The 18032-nt window shown below is 38.7% G+C and carries 15 protein-coding genes; 9 read left to right on the forward strand and 6 right to left on the reverse strand.

The window, feature by feature from the left end:
- The first annotated feature begins 175 nt into the window (after nt 1-175).
- From pgaA to pgaD, 4 genes are read left to right on the forward strand one after another with little or no spacing between them, the layout of a single operon-like run.
- Complete coding sequence (pgaA, locus tag ACE01R_RS04400; RefSeq protein ID WP_395547284.1) at nt 176-2647, forward strand: poly-beta-1,6 N-acetyl-D-glucosamine export porin PgaA; 2472 nt, start codon at nt 176-178, stop codon at nt 2645-2647.
- A complete protein-coding gene (gene pgaB / locus ACE01R_RS04405; RefSeq protein ID WP_395547308.1) occupies nt 2647-4485 on the forward strand; it encodes a poly-beta-1,6-N-acetyl-D-glucosamine N-deacetylase PgaB in 1839 nt (612 codons plus the stop codon). Before pgaA ends, pgaB (ACE01R_RS04405) begins: the two co-directional genes overlap by 1 nt.
- On the forward strand, nt 4482-5753 hold the full coding sequence (gene pgaC, locus ACE01R_RS04410) for a poly-beta-1,6-N-acetyl-D-glucosamine synthase (protein ID WP_395547330.1): 1272 nt from the start codon (nt 4482-4484) through the stop codon (nt 5751-5753). Before pgaB (ACE01R_RS04405) ends, pgaC begins: the two co-directional genes overlap by 4 nt.
- On the forward strand, nt 5746-6252 hold the full coding sequence (gene pgaD / locus ACE01R_RS04415) for a poly-beta-1,6-N-acetyl-D-glucosamine biosynthesis protein PgaD (protein WP_395547341.1): 507 nt from the start codon (nt 5746-5748) through the stop codon (nt 6250-6252). Before pgaC ends, pgaD begins: the two co-directional genes overlap by 8 nt.
- Here pgaD and pgaB (ACE01R_RS04420) read toward each other — a convergent pair.
- From pgaB (ACE01R_RS04420) to ACE01R_RS04440, 5 genes are all read right to left on the reverse strand, one after another.
- Nucleotides 6218-7447 (reverse strand): poly-beta-1,6-N-acetyl-D-glucosamine N-deacetylase PgaB, encoded by a 1230-nt coding sequence (gene pgaB / locus ACE01R_RS04420; RefSeq protein ID WP_395547380.1) that lies wholly within the window; start codon nt 7445-7447, stop codon nt 6218-6220. The genes pgaD and pgaB (ACE01R_RS04420) overlap by 35 nt on opposite strands.
- Before the next feature lie 92 nt (nt 7448-7539).
- A complete protein-coding gene (locus ACE01R_RS04425) occupies nt 7540-8367 on the reverse strand; it encodes a VOC family protein (RefSeq protein ID WP_395547406.1) in 828 nt (275 codons plus the stop codon).
- Between the two features lie 151 nt (nt 8368-8518).
- Nucleotides 8519-10237 carry a flotillin domain-containing protein gene (locus tag ACE01R_RS04430; RefSeq protein ID WP_395547422.1) on the reverse strand — a complete coding sequence of 573 codons (1719 nt, stop codon included), beginning with the start codon at nt 10235-10237 and terminating at the stop codon, nt 8519-8521.
- Between the two features lie 30 nt (nt 10238-10267).
- A complete protein-coding gene (locus tag ACE01R_RS04435) occupies nt 10268-10912 on the reverse strand; it encodes a YqiJ family protein (protein ID WP_395547440.1) in 645 nt (214 codons plus the stop codon).
- A 284-nt stretch (nt 10913-11196) separates the two neighbouring features.
- Nucleotides 11197-11739, reverse strand: coding sequence for a hypothetical protein (locus ACE01R_RS04440; RefSeq protein WP_395547458.1), 543 nt, complete (start codon nt 11737-11739; stop codon nt 11197-11199).
- 343 nt (nt 11740-12082) lie between these two features.
- On the opposite strand from ACE01R_RS04440, the gene cysD reads away from it, so the two are divergent.
- From cysD to ACE01R_RS04465, 5 genes are all read left to right on the forward strand, one after another.
- The gene (gene cysD, locus ACE01R_RS04445) at nt 12083-12991 is read left to right on the forward strand and encodes a sulfate adenylyltransferase subunit CysD (RefSeq protein ID WP_349929742.1); all 909 of its coding nucleotides are present in this window, start codon (nt 12083-12085) and stop codon (nt 12989-12991) included.
- A 117-nt stretch (nt 12992-13108) separates the two neighbouring features.
- Nucleotides 13109-14725 carry a sulfate adenylyltransferase subunit CysN gene (cysN, locus tag ACE01R_RS04450; protein ID WP_395547516.1) on the forward strand — a complete coding sequence of 539 codons (1617 nt, stop codon included), beginning with the start codon at nt 13109-13111 and terminating at the stop codon, nt 14723-14725.
- A gap of 109 nt (nt 14726-14834) precedes the next feature.
- Nucleotides 14835-16724: a DUF262 domain-containing protein gene (locus ACE01R_RS04455; RefSeq protein ID WP_395547523.1), complete on the forward strand. Its 1890-nt coding sequence runs from the start codon at nt 14835-14837 to the stop codon at nt 16722-16724.
- Between the two features lie 114 nt (nt 16725-16838).
- On the forward strand, nt 16839-17273 hold the full coding sequence (locus tag ACE01R_RS04460) for a PadR family transcriptional regulator (protein WP_395547982.1): 435 nt from the start codon (nt 16839-16841) through the stop codon (nt 17271-17273).
- 36 nt (nt 17274-17309) lie between these two features.
- Nucleotides 17310-17573 (forward strand): DUF2798 domain-containing protein, encoded by a 264-nt coding sequence (locus ACE01R_RS04465; protein WP_395547542.1) that lies wholly within the window; start codon nt 17310-17312, stop codon nt 17571-17573.
- A gap of 6 nt (nt 17574-17579) precedes the next feature.
- Here the strand turns inward: ACE01R_RS04465 and ACE01R_RS04470 are convergent, their stop codons facing one another.
- Nucleotides 17580-17927 (reverse strand): thioredoxin family protein, encoded by a 348-nt coding sequence (locus tag ACE01R_RS04470; RefSeq protein ID WP_395547560.1) that lies wholly within the window; start codon nt 17925-17927, stop codon nt 17580-17582.
- Nucleotides 17928-18032 lie beyond the last annotated feature (105 nt).

Genomic DNA, 18032 nt, shown 5'->3' on the forward strand with positions numbered 1-18032 from the left:
AAGCAACAAGAAAAAAAAACTAGTATATTTCACAATTAAAATAATGTGATATATATCACATAAAATAATAAAAAACACAAAACGAAACACATTTTTTTGTTAATCCAGTCTTTTATTTATATATTGTGGATTACAATGTGATCTTTAATAACAATGAATAAAGAATATTTTAATTATGAACTTTAATTTCACTGTACTCTCGATCTCTTGTGGGACTTTACTGTTTTCTACATTGTCATACTCAGAATTGATCTATAAGGACGTTGTGGATCAACAGCGTGAAAAAATTGTACCCTTAATTAAAGAGGGCCAGGTGGAGCCTGGATTACAAAAGCTCAGACAATTATTGGCCCGTTATCCCAATAATCAGAAATTGATTGCTGATTTTGTGGTGATGGCCTATGAAAATAAAAAGTTTACAGAGTCGGATATTCGATATCTTAAGGGCATACAAAGTCAAGAATTTCCAGGCTATGGAAAAGTCAATGTGCTTAAAGCCTTGCGGGATTTAAAAAAATTTGAATTAGCTGAATATTGGGCAAAAAAATTCGCCCAAATTGATCAAAATCAGATATGGACAGTATGGATCGGTATCTTGCAAGCGGAAGCGGGTAAAACGGCTGAGGCGAAAAAGACACTTTCTAAAGTTGATGTTAATCAGGTCGAAGCAGATTATTTAGCACAGCTTTCTTATACTTACCGGAGGCTGAATATGCCTGTTGAGGCATTGAATACGGCTAATCTGGCGATTGAAAAGAGCAAGGATATTAGTACAGAAGAACAGTATGCATTGGCATTACTGGACAATGCAGATTACGCCAATGCTGAAAACTTCATACAAAATAGTAAATCGCTAAAAGAAAATACTGACCTTAGAGCCAATGCCAAAATTAACGAATTTTCCCAGCGGATTCAAAATGCCGTGGAATATTATAAGCTTTCAATTTATCGCGGACGAAAACAGCCGTATCAGCAACTCGATGCAGTGCTTGCAGATATGGAGCAATACGAATCGCAATTGCCGAATGATCCTAATTGGAAGCGACGTTTTTACTATGAATATATTTATGCCTTAAACGAACGAAATCGCTCTAAAAAAGTATTTGAGCAAATTCCAAAAACTGGAGTGCCTATAGAGCAAATGCCTCCTTACGTGCGTCAAGCGATTGCAGATGCTTACTTTAAGAATCAACAACCTCAAATAGCTGAAAAAATTTATAAAAGCTTATTGAATGAAAAGAACTATGCTCATTTTGAACTCTATGCAGGTTTATATTACTCGTTAATTGAACAGGAAAAATATAAAGAAGCTGATCAATTACTTAAAGAGATGGACAAAGTATTACCTACTTTCCAATACAGTAATGCTAAAGGTGTGGATAGAGTTACCCATGATGACAGGAGTGAATATTTAGCTTTAGTCGGGCTTAATTATGCCTATCGTCAAGACTATGCCAAAGCAGAACAATACTATGAAGAGCTAGTTGCAAAAGCACCCAATAACGTACTTTTTCAAAATAATCGTGCATTTATTCAACTGTTACGAGAAAACCCGCAACGTGCCGAATGGATTGTATCTCAATGGGATGGAGTCATGCCGGTAGATGAAGGAATCCGAATCCGCCATTTAGAAAACCTACAAGCTTTGGAAAATATCCAGCAATGGCGTCTCGAAAGTGCTGAACTCATGCAAACTATGCCTGAAGATACGACCGTAGTAAAAAATAAAAAACAACTTAATGACCGTAATCATGCCTCTATTCAACATCTGAGTAATTTTTCAGAAAGTGACTCTGATAACTCGGCTTTGCTCAATCGTTTGAGAGGGAACCGGGAGCAGGATCATTTAACACGCATTCACAGTCCATGGTTTTTTGATAATTATCGTACCTATGTTGATCACAGTTTCCGGTCTGGTGAATATGATACGGGCACAATTGAAGATCAACGCGTAGGTCTGGGGCTGGAATGGGCATCGCGTCGTAAGGCAGTGAATGTCATGTTGTCTCAGAGTATAGATAATGAGCAGGATCAAGATCGCTTTGGGGTTAAGGTCAATTGGTCACAATGGTTGAATGATCATTGGCAGTATGCCTTTGGATTTAATAGTCAGGCGGATATTCCATTACAGGCCATCAGAAATGGTAATGAAGGAAAATCTTATACTTTTGATTTGAACTGGCAACAGCATGAATCCCGTAAAGCTGGGCTTGTCTATCAGTTAACCGACATTGATGATGATAATACACGCCAAGAGGTTTCAGCATATTTGAATCAACGGATTTTCCAAGCCCCGCATCATCTTACCAGTTTGACTTTGGCTGGTTATTACAGCCAGAACGAAGATGTCATTGTTGACTATTTCAATCCTGAAGAAAGTTACAGTGCAGAATTAACTTTGAAGCATGAATGGATTACTTGGCGTAGATATGATCGCGATTTCACGCAACATTTTGAAGCTAGCGTTGGAACTTTTGGACAAGATAATTATTCCGCAAAACCAATTTATAACGTTTTTTATCAGCATGATTGGCAGGTTTCCCGGACATGGAGTCTGAACTATGGCATAGGATGGGGAACACATCCTTATGATGGTGAAGATGAAGAAAAAACTTACGCAACAGTGGGCTTTAAAGGAATTTTTTAATGAAACAAGTGATAAAAACTTTACTTTCTGCTGTCATGGTAACGGTATGCGCCTTTCCAGCAGCGAGTTTTGCTCAAAATATAACCAAAAATACCACTGAAATACCTGACAATTTATTTATTACCATTACTTTTCATGATGTTCGGGATGATGTGGCCCGCGAAGGAGATCGGGATCTGTATGCCATTAGTACTAAAAATTTAGGACGCTATTTTGCATGGCTAAAACAGGAAGGATGGCAAGTTATCAGTTTGCAAGATGTGTGGGAGGCTCGGCAAAAGAAAATAAAATTACCTAAAAAATCAGTGTTATTAACATTTGATGATGGAGCACTTAGTAGTTATACCCGTGTTTTTCCATTATTGAAACAGTATAAATATTTCGCTGCTTTTGCTATTCCGACAAGCTGGATTAACGGTAATACCAAAGATGCTTATGAGGCCTATGGTCAAAACAGCTTAATGTCTTGGGATCAAATGCGTGAAATGCAGCGCTCAGGTCTGGTAGAGTTTGTTTCACATTCGGACAATATGCATAAGGGCATACTTGCCAATCCACAACAAAGTATGCAGCCTGCGGCAATTACACGTCAATTTTTGCCAAAATATCAACGTTATGAATCTGATCCAGCCTATCAAAAACGGGTCATAGAAGATTTAACACAGTCTAAGAAAATTTTAGACACTGAATTGGGAACAGATACAAGAGCTATATTCTGGCCTTATGGTGCCGTGACCAAGGAAAGTGAAGTACTTGCAGAAAAAGCTGGTTTGCCTATGTCATTTAGCTTGGGGAGTATGTCAACCCTGGCTGATTCGGGACAAACCTATCAACGTGCACTGGTAATGAATAATCCAACTCCTGAAATGCTGCATGCAGAAATGCTGGATTTCTTGACTTTTGCCAGTGATATTCATAAACAGCGTAGAAGTTATATCCGTTTTGATTTGGCTGAAATGGTCAGCACAAATAATCAAGTTTTTGATCAAAAACTTGGGCAATTTTTAGATCAGATTAATGCATTACAAACCAATACTATTTTATTAAAAACCGTAGCGGATGAGAATGGTGATGGAAAAATAGATGTTGCCTATTTCCCAAATCGTCAATTAGGCATGCGTCAAGATTTATTAAATCGTATGGTTTGGCAAGCACGTACCCGTGTAGGTAATCGGGTATATGCGGAATTGCCGATCAGTTTACAAACAAAACAGGGACTCAATTTTGCAGATCTAACTGCGGAATTAGTTAAATATAATTCTTCAGTTGAAGGTTTAATGATCGATACTGGAGATGAATTCAATTGTGCGATACAGCAAAAGACTTGGGATGCGCAATGTGCTCAAAAAATAAAACAGGTTTTTGACATAAAAGAGCAAGCTAAAAAACAAGCAAAATATTACACCAATATCAGTAATAACTATCAAACTGTTTTGAAAATCACCTTAAAGGATAAACATGTAGATGGGTTAATGCCTTTGATGGAATATAGTTTAAATAATAATGATTTTCTTTATGTTGAATTCGATCCGGTCAAAGATTCTGGAATATTTAGAGCAGTAGAAAAACAACTCGAAAAATTAAACCCTCAACAAAAACAGTATTTAATTGTTAGTTTTACCGTAAATCAGGATGCTAAAAAAAGCGATTGGAAAGAATATTCGCAATATTATCAGGAATTAAAGAAATTATCCGTACAAAAAATTGGGATTAATAATTATCAATTGAAGGCTGGACAGCAAGTTCAAGAGCATCTTTACAAAGACTTGAGTATTAATACCAGCCCACTCACTTATCGTAATCCCTATGAAAATAATACTGCGAAGGGGAGGAAATGATGGAAGACATAAGTTTATTTAAAATTAGTGATTTATATTTTGGTTTTGCTTTTTTTTACCCATTATTTATGGCTTGGCTTTGGATTGCAGGTGGAATCTGGTTTTACCTAAAACATGAACGCAAGAAACCGGTATTACCTCATCCCAGCGAACATGGATGCAGTATCATTATTCCTTGTTTTAATGAGGCTGCACAGGTTAGGGATACCATTAAATTTGCCATGCAAACTCAGTATCCGAATTTTGAAGTCATTGCTGTGAACGATGGTAGTCAGGATAAAACTGCCGAAATTCTAGATGAGCTTTTGCAGAAATATCCGAAACTCAGAGTTGTTCATTTGGCTGAAAACCAAGGCAAAGCCTATGCTTTACGTGCCGGGGCAATGGTGAGTCAAAATGAATATCTGGTTTGTATAGATGGTGATGCCTTAATACATCCACATGCAGTGGTATGGATGATGCATCATTTAACCCATTATCCACGGGTTGGGGCAGTCACGGGGAATCCACGTATTTTGAACCGCTCCAGTATTCTGGGCAAAATTCAGGTTGGTGAATTCTCTTCTATTATTGGATTAATTAAACGTGCACAACGTACCTATGGGCGCATCTTTACTGTTTCAGGCGCAATAGTTGGTTTTCGTAAAACGGCACTAGACCGGATTGGATATTGGCGTGATGACATGATTACAGAGGATATCGATGTATCATGGCGTTTACAGTTCGATCATTGGGATTTGCAATATGTCCCAAGAGCATTGTGTTACATCTATATGCCTGAAACCTTCAATGGTTTGTGGAAACAGCGTTTGCGTTGGGCACAAGGAGGGGTAGAGGTCTTATTTGCTTATTTACCGAGCTTGTTTAGGTGGAATCGACGCCGTATGTGGCCTATTGCGCTTGAATCCATTATCAGTGTGGTTTGGGCATATGTGATGTTCGGTATTATTATCCTATATCTCTATGGCCTGTTTTTTTCTTTACCCGGAGAGTGGGCAATACAATCTCTCTTTCCACAATGGTACGGGATTATTCTGGGTGTAACCTGCCTTATTCAATTCTTTGTTAGTTTATGTATCGATAAACCCTATGATAAAGCCCGAATGTTCAGGAACTATTTTTGGGTCATTTGGTATCCACTGTTCTTCTGGATTTTGACGATGCTGACGACAGTGGTTGCATTACCTAAAACGATTTTCAAGACTCAAAAACGTGCACGTTGGGTAAGCCCAGATCGTGGATTTAGAGGAGCGCCAGAAAATGACTAAAGTATATAAATATTATTTAATTGAAGATGAGTCAAAATTAGAACTACCCGAGTATATTGATCAACCTGAATATGTACGTAATAAAAGTGTGGGTTACAGTTTGCAAATCGTCGGCTGGTTTATGTTCATGTGGTTATTTATGCCAGTGTTGACCCTGTTTTTTTGGTGGTTTGAGGGTCAAACCATTTATGAGCAACTGGTCATACAAGCTCAACCCAATAGCCAATTAAGTTTAATGAATATTGTGGTGATGATTTTAAGCTTTATTGTTGCGCTATTGCTTTGGGCCACTTATAACTGGGCTCGCTTTTCAGGCAAGGACCGTAGAAAAACCCCATTAGCGGTCGCAGTGCCCAAACTTGCCAATAGTTTTAAGGTGAATACGGCAGATATTATCAATATGCAACAGGCCAGGAATTTAACCCTTTATTATAACAATAAAGGGTTATTGGAGTTTTTTGAGACTAATCACCAGTTAAAAAAGCGGATTTCAGCTTAGAAGGCTGAGGATGTTCCTGTACAAAATCATCGGGGTAATAACCAATATGTTTTACCCCGTGTTTTTCTAAAAACTTGATGGTATCCACAATTTCCTCGGTGGAGAGCTTTTTGTTATTTCTCCAATTCAATGCTTGAAGTTCAAAGATTGTATGACTCAAATCCGGGTCGTATTTTTTTGACCGTTGTATAAGGTCCAAATAGAACTGTTGATGGTCATCCGCTTCTTCCATATAAGGCATCGCCATAATGGCATTGTAATCATAATATTGATAAGTACTTGGCATGGACTGGCTAAACCAGTTTTCACTACGAGGCTCTAATACCACTGGTGCATACATATTGCGTGCAGTCAGTAGATGAGGCTGTTGTTGTTTAATGATTTTGGTAATGCCTGCGGCAAATTGATCCAGATACGCTGTTTTGAATTTTGCAAATTGTAATTGCTTAGATTGCCGAGGCTGTTTTAATAATTGATCTGCACTAAATCCCCAAGTCTGGTACATACTTTGTGCTGGTGCAGAGCTGTCTTCATAATCATTCAGCGTGACATCATCATGATAGAGTACTCCATCTACTACATTTGATTTGAAAAAATCTAAATAAATCTCAGAAACATATTGAAGGTTTTTCGGATCAAATGGGGAAACCCGAATATAGCCCTGTTTTCCACCTTCATTATGTGAAACATAAGTCAGTTTGTAACGTTTTGGAAACTCCCATGACATTAAAGGTAACCAGGCATAAACATGCTTGACCTGGGTCTTGTTACGAATCTGGCTGACCAAAAGAGGAAAAAGATTGTCTCTGGTAGGGATGTGGCGGTTTTTAAAGTACACCTGATCGGCTGAACCATTTGCATCGGGATCAGCAAAGGCTTGCAAAAAAATGGTATTGGGTTGAATCAGGTTAATCCTCTGGATTAAATTTCGAATATTTTTTTGCTGCTGTGCTTTATCTTTATCAAACACATAGTCAATATCGATATGCATGATACGCATCTGATCGATTTTGCCGGTTTTTTTTAATGGCGGCGCGACTGATTTTTGTGTCAGGTTTTGCTGCACAATTGCATCAATAGGATGGGATTTGATTTGCACAAGATCTGCAGCGTGTGTAGACAGTGGCAGCCAGCTTAAGCTCCAATACAGACAGCGGCTAAACCTGTTCCGGTATAAATTTTTTAAATTATTCATTGTTATACTCGCTCTTATTATCTATTGAGTTTTCCAAAAATATCAATTTATTGATGGTTGTTTTATGATGAAGTCACCCTATTGTGAAGTGGTCAGGCATGGATCAAATCATGAATCACCAGCTTTTTCATTTTAAATACTGCTGCTTGTGCGCGTGGGTTCTGCTTGAGAATTTCACTCAAATTTTCAGGGTGAATTTGCCAGCTTACTCCAAACTGATCTTTGCACCAGCTACATTGGTTTTCGATGCCTTTTAGCGTAATGCTATTCCAGTAATAATCAATCTCGGCCTGATTTTCACATTCAATGATCAAAGAGACCGCTTCATTAAATTCAAACGGCTGGGGAATGCCACTATCCATGGCCATCAGGGTGAAGTGATTGGCGATCACTTGGGCATGTTTCACTTGTCCGGCATATTCGCCTTCGCTGTATTTTAAAATGCCTTGTGTGCGAAAATTGTGAAACAGACTTTGATAAAAATTCAAGGCAGCCAGACATTGCCCCTGATATGCGCCGCAATACATGAGTGTTGGAACAATTTTTTGCTGATTGACATCCGATAATTTGCCTAAATAGAGCTGCCAGCTAAAACCATATTGATCTTGCAACCAGCCGTAATAATCACTCCAGGTATATGGGCCTAATTCCATTAAGCTAGAACCACCTTCGATTAACTGATTCCACAAGTGATCAATCTCGGTTTGGTTTTCACAGATGACCATAAAGGAAATGGCAGGGTTGGGGTGAAAAGTAGGACCACCGTTAATCCCTAGAAAGGGTACGCCTGCAAAATTTGCTTTTGCCGCATACTCATTGGTTTCAATCATGTGACTATGCGGAAAAATAGAACAATACCATTCAAAGGCCGCTTGGGCATTTTTTCCAAACCACAGGCACGGGTAAATAGAGTGAGTCATTATTATGCTCTATATAGGTCATATCAGCAGTTAATGTAGCGTTCTACAGGCATTACTCAAGTGAGTTTATGCAGGGTAATTGTATAAAATTGATGCAATTTAAATAAAAAATGCAGCCGTTAAGACTGCATTTTTTATTGCTTGGAAAAATTTATCTCGATTCAGTGGCTTGCGGTTTTAAACTTTGAGTCAAGCCATTAATGTCACCACCTTGAATACCCAGTTCATTCATCAGGCTATCAATAAGTGGGGCTTGACTACGATAACGTAAAGCACTGTTCACCACCTGGTCAGATAAGGCAATCTGTCCCTGTTCATAGGTGGGTTCACCTGCTGTATGTTGACCACCGACACCGCCTAAACCACTCACTTGCAAAATCTTGATGTCATCAATATTTTCCATCGGTTTAACGCTTTCACGAATGATGTCTGGTAAATATTTCAATAAGGCCAGACGAATCTGCATTTCAACCTGTTCAGTTGACAAGATATTATTCGCTTCATTGACTGCACGCGTACCATCAGCATCGACCTGGTATTGTTTTTCCATGGCTTGCGCAAGTAACACTTTTGCATCGGCTTCACCTTTGGCTTTTAACCGAACTTTTTCAGCTTCAGCTTCAGCAGCTGTACGAATAGCATCAGCTTCATCAACTGCAGCTTTCTTACCCGCTTCGGCTGCAACAGTAATGGCAATGGCATCTTTTTCTGCTGCCTGTTTGGCTGCAACCAGTTCAACAGCCTTTTCACGTTCTGCACGCTGTGTTTCACGAACGGTCAATACTTGTTCTTCTGCCTTTACAGCTTCAGCACGCGCCTGATCGGCCTGAGCTTTGGCTTCAGATTCGGCACGGGATTTTTCTGCAATGGCAATGGCACGATCTTGCTCTGCCAGTTCAATGGTTTTTTTCTGTTCTACTTGGGCTTTTTGAATCAGCTGTGCTTTTTGAATGTTTTCATTTTCAACATCACGTGCAGCCAAAATACGTTTCAGTTCAACTTCACGTTCAGCAGCAATTTGTGCTTCTTCAGCTTCACGTTTTTTAGCCGCTTCCTGTGTCGCAATTTCTGCCAGTTGTTCAGCCTTACGAATAGAAATTTCACGCTCTTGCTGCATTTTTGCATATTCTTCTTCACGCAGAATCTGTAAGCGTGCCTGTTCAGCTTCCAAATTTTTGGTTTTAATTGCCAGATCAGTATCCTGCTCAATATGGTTACGCTTACGACGACGATCTTCAATCGTTTCAGTGAGTTTGGTTAGGCCTTCTGCATCGAAGGCATTTTGCGGGTTGAAGTATTTAAACCCGGTTTGATCTAAACCTGTCAAAGAAACCGTTTCTAATTCTAAACCATTTTTATGCAAATCTTCAGAGACCACTTGCTGTACTTTCTGGACAAAGTCGACACGTTTTTCATGGAGTTCTTCCATAGCCATTTCTGCAGCCACAGCACGTAACGAATCTACAAATTTCCCTTCGACCAAATTTTTCAGTTCATTGGGCGACATGGTTTTTTGCCCGAGGGTTTGTGCCGCCGTTGCAATAGAATCGGCCGTTGGTTTTACCCGGACATAAAATTCAGCCATGACATCGACACGCATACGGTCGCGGGTAATTAAGGCTTGGTCATCAGCACGACGCACTTCCAGACGCAAGGTGTTCATGTTGACTGGAATAATTTCATGCAGCACAGGCAGTACAATGGCACCACCCCCTAAAATCACCTTTTCGCCCCCAAAACCGGTACGTACAAAAGAAATTTCTTTACTGGAACGACGATAAAGCCGGGCAATAATAATGCCGATAATCACCAGAGCTGCAAAAATCACCCCGGTAATAATTAAAATGCTATATAAGTTGGACGTTAACATTGTTATCTCAATTGTTTTATAAAGAAAAAATTAAAAAATAATGGCTTGAAAACCATTTTTGGTTTTTTGAGTCAGCACTACAGACTGACCCTGAGTAAAAATTTCATCTTGTTCAGGTTCCACCAAAATATAGTGGGTGTGGCCAAACTGGTCTTGAACTTTGGCTTGCGCAGGTGAATTGGGTTTGGCTTCACCTAAAATAATCAGGGCAGTGCGACCAATCAGTTCATCACTGTAAATTGCTGTGGTTTCATCTTTGGGTAAAATTTTCACCATGATCATGCTGCTATAACGCACCAGAGGCATACACAGAAACAGACAGGCCGGCGCTATGATCCAGATACTAAAAAAGTGTGCAGTAAAATGATGGAAAATACTTTGCAGAATAAAACCGGTTAAACCATAAAGGGTGAGGAAAGTAATCAGCCAGACAAAAAATGGCACACGACCCACATACAGCCAATTTAGAACTTGAGTAAAAATACTCTGATCGGCATCAATACCGAGTTCAGCATGTTGCGGTGAGGTGAAGTCGTCTGGAAAGAATTGATCCAGGAAGCCTTGAGAACCTCCGCCCAAGACCAGTAAAGTCAGTTCTAACGCTCCCAGAAATAGCATCAGGCAAATTGCCACGCTAAAAATCAGGTTCGAGGGATGTGTAATAAGTTCCCACATGGGTTTTTCTCTATCTCTCTTGCTATAAATAATTAAAAATTATTGGTTTTTATTTCAAAGTAAACGTTATTAAAGATAACATTGAAGTGAAGGGATGTCTAAAAAAAGTACTTGATTTCAGTCAATCATGATTCAAAGTCATTGGCATTTTATCGTTTTATTGTTTTTTAAAGAGAGTATTTGGTTGTGCTGACAGGGAATGATCTGGTTGAAGTAAACAGATACCCATCATCCACTGAGCTATTTTGCATGATTTGAATGACAGGTATCTTGAATAACAGCTATTACATCAAACAGGTTTGAATACGGACTTTCATTTCTAGGGCTTGTTGCAGAATAAAGGCTTTCATCCAGTTCACTTGTTGTCCCATTGGATTGATTTTGACAGCAGTATTCAAGAAATCTAACTTGGCCTGACTGAACAGTTGCGTTTCAATGGCATGTTCAAGCTGGGCGCTATTGGCTGTCAGTGGCAGGCTCACCAGATAAAATGCCTTTGGATAGTTATAAAAAGCATACAGCAAGTTAAAGGCTTTTTGATCGGCCTTAAGATTACCCGCACCAATTTCATAGCTACGGTCTTGGTTGCTATGGGTGACCCCCATTAAAAAATCAACATGGTTATCCGAAAGTCTTAGTCCAAATTGCAGCCCGATCTGGTCAGCAGTGAGTTCATGTTGCACAAAATTATTCAGGATTGAACCATCATCATTTAATGGTTCCTGCAAGATTAGCAAATGCTCATTGTGTTGATAGATATGACCTGCAAGCTGTGCCTGTTCCAGGTTGGATTTAACGGATTCAAGAGTAAGGTCTAGCGTAAGCATAATTCAAAAGAACATAGGAGATGGGAGGGAATTTGAGTACTCTATGCAATTTTCAGTACGAATTACATAGATGTTTTAGAGGAATAACCAATCAGATGATATTTTGTACATTTTAATGTTGGCTTGTGGTAACGGTCATATCTGAATAAAATAATAGATCATCATTTAAGTGAATCATTAATAAAAACTTATACTCTTTATTAGATAAGCTTTATATGACAAATATGCATATCAATATAATAAAACAAGCAATAGATGTGATAACTAAATCTCTATAATGAATATATATATTTTTAAAAGTGTAATAAGTACACGTTGATCTGAGCTGGTGTTGTCAATGTCCATAACTGAGGAAAGACTTACTCATCTTAAACAGCTTGAAGCTGAGAGTATTCACATTATCCGTGAAGTGGCTGCCGAATTTGAAAATCCGGTCATGTTGTATTCTATTGGTAAAGATTCTGCAGTGATGCTGCATCTTGCTTTAAAAGCATTCTATCCTGCAAAACTCCCATTCCCGCTATTGCATGTCGATACGGGCTGGAAATTCAAAGACATGATCACGTTCCGTGACAACATGGCAAAAACTCACGGTTTTGATCTGATCGTGCATCAGAACAAAGAAGGTGTTGAAGCAGGAATCAACCCGTTTGATCATGGTAGTTCTAAATATACTGACATCATGAAGACTCAAGGTCTGAAACAGGCACTTGATAAATATGGTTTCGATGCTGCCTTCGGTGGCGCACGCCGTGACGAAGAGAAATCGCGTGCCAAGGAACGTGTGTACTCATTCCGTGATTCGAAACACCGTTGGGATCCTAAGAACCAGCGTCCAGAACTTTGGAATCTTTATAATGGTAAGGTGAACAAAGGCGAAAGTATTCGTGTGTTCCCATTATCAAACTGGACTGAGCTGGATATCTGGCAATACATCTATTTGGAAAGCATTCCATTAGTACCACTTTATTTGGCTGCAGAACGTCCTGTGGTTGAACGTAGTGGCACACTGATTATGATTGATGATGAGCGTATGCCTCTACAAGAGGGCGAAGTTCCACAAATGAAATCGGTACGTTTCCGTACTTTAGGTTGTTACCCATTAACGGGTGCGGTTGAATCAACTGCTAACACCTTGCCGGAAATTATCCAAGAAATGCTTTTAGCCACAAGCTCTGAACGTCAAGGTCGTATGATTGACCATGATGAGGCAGGCTCGATGGAGAAGAAAAAGCAGGAAGGTTACTTCTAATTAATCTCTCCCAACCTCCCTTTCTTAAAGAGAGGAGAAAAGTCCCTCTTTTATAAAGAGGGATTTAGGGAGATTCAGGATTAAAACGATTTCAACGAATTTGTGGAGCTATGAGCGATGTCTCATCAATCAGAATTGATTAGCCAGGATATCTTGGCGTATTTAAAACAGCATGAAAATAAAGACCTTCTACGCTTTCTAACTTGCGGTAACGTGGATGATGGTAAATCGACTTTAATTGGTCGTTTGCTTTACGATTCAAAATTGATTTATGAAGATCAATTGCAAGCCGTTACCCGTGACTCTAAAAAAGTCGGCACAACCGGTGATGCACCTGACTTGGCGTTACTTGTCGATGGTCTGCAAGCTGAACGTGAGCAGGGTATTACTATTGATGTAGCGTATCGTTATTTCTCTACTGAAAAGCGTAAGTTCATCATTGCCGATACTCCGGGACATGAGCAATACACCCGTAACATGGCGACAGGTGCATCTACCTGTGACCTTGCGATTATCCTGATTGATGCGCGTTATGGTGTGCAAACCCAGACCCGTCGTCATACTTATATTGCAAGCTTGCTGGGTATTAAGAACATTATTGTTGCAATCAACAAAATGGACCTGGTTGAATTCTCTGAAGCACGTTTCAATGAAATTCAGGCTGATTATGCAAACTTCGTGAACCAATTGGGTGACCGTAAGCCAAGCAACATCATCTTTACGCCTATTTCTGCATTGAATGGCGATAACGTGGTGAACAAGTCGCCAAATACGCCATGGTACAAGGGCGAAACCTTAATGGGTACGCTTGAGTCTGTAGAAATTAACCGTGATACTGCGAAACGTGATTTCCGTTTCCCTGTGCAATATGTGAATCGTCCTAACCTCGACTTCCGTGGTTTTGCAGGTACGATTGCGCTGGGTGAAATCAATGTCGGTGATAAAGTTGTGGCTTTACCATCAGGTAAATCTTCAACGGTTAAAGAAATCGTAACCTTTGATGGCAACCTTGAACATGCATTTGCAGGTCAAGCAGTGACATTAACGCTGAACGATGAAATTGACGTATCACGCGGTAATATGCTGGTTCGTGCAGATCAGGGTATTCCTGCCATTTCGCGTTCGGTTAAAGCGACTGTGGTCTGGATGGCTGATCAACCGCTGGTCATTGGCAAGTTGTATAACATCAAAATTGGTACGCAAACTGTTCCGGCCAAAGTGACTGGCATTAACTTCCGTACTAATGTGAATACACTTGAGCACATGCAAGTAGATCACCTTGATCTGAATGCCATTGCCAATGTGACTATTGAATTTGATGCGCCAGTGGTATTTGACTGTTATCAGGACAGCCGTTACACCGGTTCGTTTATCTTCATTGATCGTTTGAATAACGTCACGATTGGTGCGGGTATGGTGGAAGAGTCTGTTGAATGGAGTGCTCATAGCAACCCTGTCACAGCGGAAGACCGTGCTGCACGTTTGGGTCAAAAGCCTGCGTCAATTACGGTATCTGCTAAAGCATTGGAAAATGCGCAAGTGCTTGAAAACTTGTTGCTTCAACAAGGTATTGTCGCGATTGCGAAAGCTGATCTTGATGCTGCGCAAGTTGCACTGCTTCGTGAAACAGGTATTGCGGTGATTACCACTGTTGCAGAAAGTACAGATGTAAGCTTCACGCAAGAGTCGGTCGAAGAACTGGCTGAGAAGATTGTGGAGTTGGTTCGTCTTTAATAGATTGAGCTGATTTAAAAAACCCGCTGAAAGGCGGGTTTTTTATTCATAATAAAAACAAATCGGGTAAGATGCTAAACAAAATACTAGCCAATAAAAGAGGGTGTTTGTGTCAAATATTTCATCTAAAGACTTAAAATTAACAAGTGTCATTCAGGATATTTATGATGGTGATTATAAATTGCCTGAGTTCCAGCGTGACTATGTTTGGAAAGATCAAAATATCAAAAGTTTATTTGAATCTGTATTGTTGGGACATCCTATTGGTTCGCTATTAATACTTGAACTTAATAAAGAAAATCCTTTATTTGCATGGAGTAATTTTCATGAAATTTTTCCTGAGGATCCAGAAAAACTTCCTAAATTTTTAGTTCTGGATGGTCAACAGCGTCTTACTTCATTAAGTAAATTGACTAATGGTACTTCTAGGCATATTTGGTATCTAGATTTAAAGAAAATCAAGGAAAGTTGGGTAAATGAGGGAATGCCTAAAGATGATTTTGCAATACGAAAATGGATAGATACGAGTATTGATATAGTATCAGCATTAACTAAGTTAAAAAAGCAAGATGATATTTTAAAAGGACTGAGAGGTAAGTCTAGTCGATTAATGCCATTAAATATATTGAAAAATAAGACAATATTTTCTAATGAAATAAATGCTGTTAGAGATCAAATTAAAGAAGAAATTATAGAGCAACAGACTTTAATTAAATATCATTCAAAATTGAATGTTCAAGAATCTATTGAGCAGTTGGAGAAAGAGATAGTTGTAAATAACGAATGGGTTGATTTTTTATCTGCACCGCTCATGAGAATATTTGATAATTATTATGATTATAATGTTCCTTGTGTGCTTATTTCAGAGAAAATGGGTATAACAGGTATTTGCAAGGTATTTACTAAAATGAATACTACGGGCGTTAGATTAGGTGCTTTTGATTTGCTTGTTGCAACAATGTATCCGAAGAAGATCCCGATAAAGCAAATGTTCGATGAGGTTATGGAAAACTATGACCTAATTAGAGTGGTAGATCAAAATAATAAAAGGTATTTATTACAAACTATAGCTTTATTTGAAGGTGTAAGTCCTAAAACTGTGTCGTTGCCAGAAGTCATTACTAAATCTCATATTGAAAACACTTGGAGTAAGGCATGCCAAGCTTTGAATAATATATGTGTTCTTTTAGATGAGTATTGTGGTTCATGTATTTCTATTGGAAAAGATACTTGGCTAGTATATAGTCCTCTTTTAGCACCAGTAGCTGTTATTTTAGAAGAGTTTCCGATAATAGATAAAACTAATTCATTAAAGTTGTTAAGGAAGCAAAAATTACAAGCTTGGTACTTTGGAGCAGGACTTACTCAAAGATATGGAGAAGGATCTGATGCAAAACAAAATCAAGATTTACGGGATATGCGGATTTGGTTTGATTCACCTACTTTCAATGATGGAATGCCCCTATGGTTAAAAGAGGTTTCAGTTGATTTTAGCGAAGCATATAAAAACGGTGCATTAGGTAAGACAATAGTCTCTATGCTTAATTTGAAACAACCTAAAGATTTTTATGATGTAGACAGAGTGGTTGGTGCAAATGCTAAATATAGCTGTGATTTACACCATATTTTTCCAAAAGCAGCACTTCGTAACAAAATTATGCAAGAGAAAGGAATTAGAAATAAAGATGAAGCAGATAAGATTTTAAAAAGAGATTATCAGGTTGATTCTATATTTAATCAAACTTGGATTCTTTCCGATACAAACAGAGATATTATTAAAGATAGACTTCCATCGGAATATTTGAAGGATATTATGTCTTTTTTTGGTGGGGGTGATCATGCTAGACAAAAACTCCTTAATATTTTAGAGGGACATGTTATAAGTGAAAAAGCCTTTGATTGTTTGATGAGAGATGACTATTTGAGTTTTTTAGATGAACGTAAATTGAGTTTTAAATTTGAATTTAAAACAACGGGCTCCGTTCATAATCTGGTTTAAAACTTATATTTGATTAATTTTATTTAAACATACTAAGATATATCTTAATTTTATTAAGGTATATCTTAATTTTTGAAATTTCATACACGAAAACGCCTGTTTGAAGCAGGCGAAATGAAACTGTTGGTACTACATTTCATCGCCCAACAATCAAAGTTTAGCTATGACATCATCAAAGATGTATTGTCATTGGTGGGCGGTAACTACAAGCCAAGCACAGGTACAATCTGCCCAACCATCAATTATCTAGAAGAACACGCTTTTGCCGAAGCATACCTCACTGTAGATGATCGTAAGCAGTATCACATTACTGCTCAAGGTCAGGTACATCTCACAGAGCATCATTACACTTTACAAAAGACGCTGGCTCGTTTTAGTGTCCGTCAACAAATCCAATCCAACGAACAGTATGTCGATATTAAACGTGCGATGGAAAACTTGAAAACGTCATTGCGCCTGAAGATTCAATATACTGAACTGAACCTAGAGCAAATCCGTGAAATCTCCGGAAAGATTGATCAGGCAGCAGTAGAAATTGCACGTATGTAATTCGATTCACGATTTAAAAAAAGATTAGGTTAAATGATGAAAAATAATCTCCCAAAATTTCACCCCAAACATATGACATGGTTGATGCCTTTAATCCTGTCAGGCCTCATGAGTGGTTCAATCTCTTGCTTTAACATGTTGCTGAATAACGGCTTTGTTGATGGCTTCTTTTCTCTGTGGCTGCATGCATGGAGCTTGTCATGGCTGATGGCATTTCCACTAATTCTGGTGATGCTGCCATTGGTGCGTAAATTTCTAATGCAATTTGTGGCACTGCCGAATGAATCAACTTCGGAATAAGCTGAATTAATGATTGGTTTGTTCGAAAATGACCTGTTCAATGATGGCATTAAGCTCAGCGAGGCTTTTCACACCAGCAATGCGTTTCACAACTTGTCCGCGATAAAAAATTAAGGTTGAAGGAAGACCATACACGTTATAGCGCAAAGTCAGAATGGGGGATTGATCTACATTCACTTTGCCGAATTTAATATTGTTATGTAATGCTGACATTTGCAGCGCACATTGCTCAAAGATCGGAAAGTTCTGCACGCAAGGCGCACACCAGTCTGCATAAAAGCGAATCACTGCAAAACTATCAAACCATTCATAGTCACTAAAGTTATTTTCATTATATTCGATGAGCTGAAACATGCTGTGCCTATTATCAATTTGCTGAATAGTTATTGAATTATACATAAGTCCATGCTTATTCATTCCCGGCTGTTTCTATGTTCAAATAGAGCGCTAAACATGAAA

The organism is Acinetobacter sp. BSP-28 (assembly GCF_044130285.1).
Lineage (GTDB): Bacteria > Pseudomonadota > Gammaproteobacteria > Pseudomonadales > Moraxellaceae > Acinetobacter.

Bases quoted from the DNA above. Each gene is read 5' to 3' on its own strand.
- pgaA (WP_395547284.1), top strand. From the start codon at position 176: ATGAACTTTAATTTCACTGTACTCTCGATCTCTTGTGGGACTTTACTG.
- pgaB (WP_395547308.1), top strand. From the start codon at position 2,647: ATGAAACAAGTGATAAAAACTTTACTTTCTGCTGTCATGGTAACGGTA.
- pgaC (WP_395547330.1), top strand. From the start codon at position 4,482: ATGATGGAAGACATAAGTTTATTTAAAATTAGTGATTTATATTTTGGT.
- pgaD (WP_395547341.1), top strand. From the start codon at position 5,746: ATGACTAAAGTATATAAATATTATTTAATTGAAGATGAGTCAAAATTA.
- pgaB (WP_395547380.1), bottom strand. From the start codon at position 7,447: ATGAATAATTTAAAAAATTTATACCGGAACAGGTTTAGCCGCTGTCTG.
- ACE01R_RS04425 (WP_395547406.1), bottom strand. From the start codon at position 8,367: ATGACTCACTCTATTTACCCGTGCCTGTGGTTTGGAAAAAATGCCCAA.
- ACE01R_RS04430 (WP_395547422.1), bottom strand. From the start codon at position 10,237: ATGTTAACGTCCAACTTATATAGCATTTTAATTATTACCGGGGTGATT.
- ACE01R_RS04435 (WP_395547440.1), bottom strand. From the start codon at position 10,912: ATGTGGGAACTTATTACACATCCCTCGAACCTGATTTTTAGCGTGGCA.
- ACE01R_RS04440 (WP_395547458.1), bottom strand. From the start codon at position 11,739: ATGCTTACGCTAGACCTTACTCTTGAATCCGTTAAATCCAACCTGGAA.
- cysN (WP_395547516.1), top strand. From the start codon at position 13,109: ATGTCTCATCAATCAGAATTGATTAGCCAGGATATCTTGGCGTATTTA.
- ACE01R_RS04460 (WP_395547982.1), top strand. From the start codon at position 16,839: ATGAAACTGTTGGTACTACATTTCATCGCCCAACAATCAAAGTTTAGC.
- ACE01R_RS04465 (WP_395547542.1), top strand. From the start codon at position 17,310: ATGAAAAATAATCTCCCAAAATTTCACCCCAAACATATGACATGGTTG.
- ACE01R_RS04470 (WP_395547560.1), bottom strand. From the start codon at position 17,927: ATGTTTCAGCTCATCGAATATAATGAAAATAACTTTAGTGACTATGAA.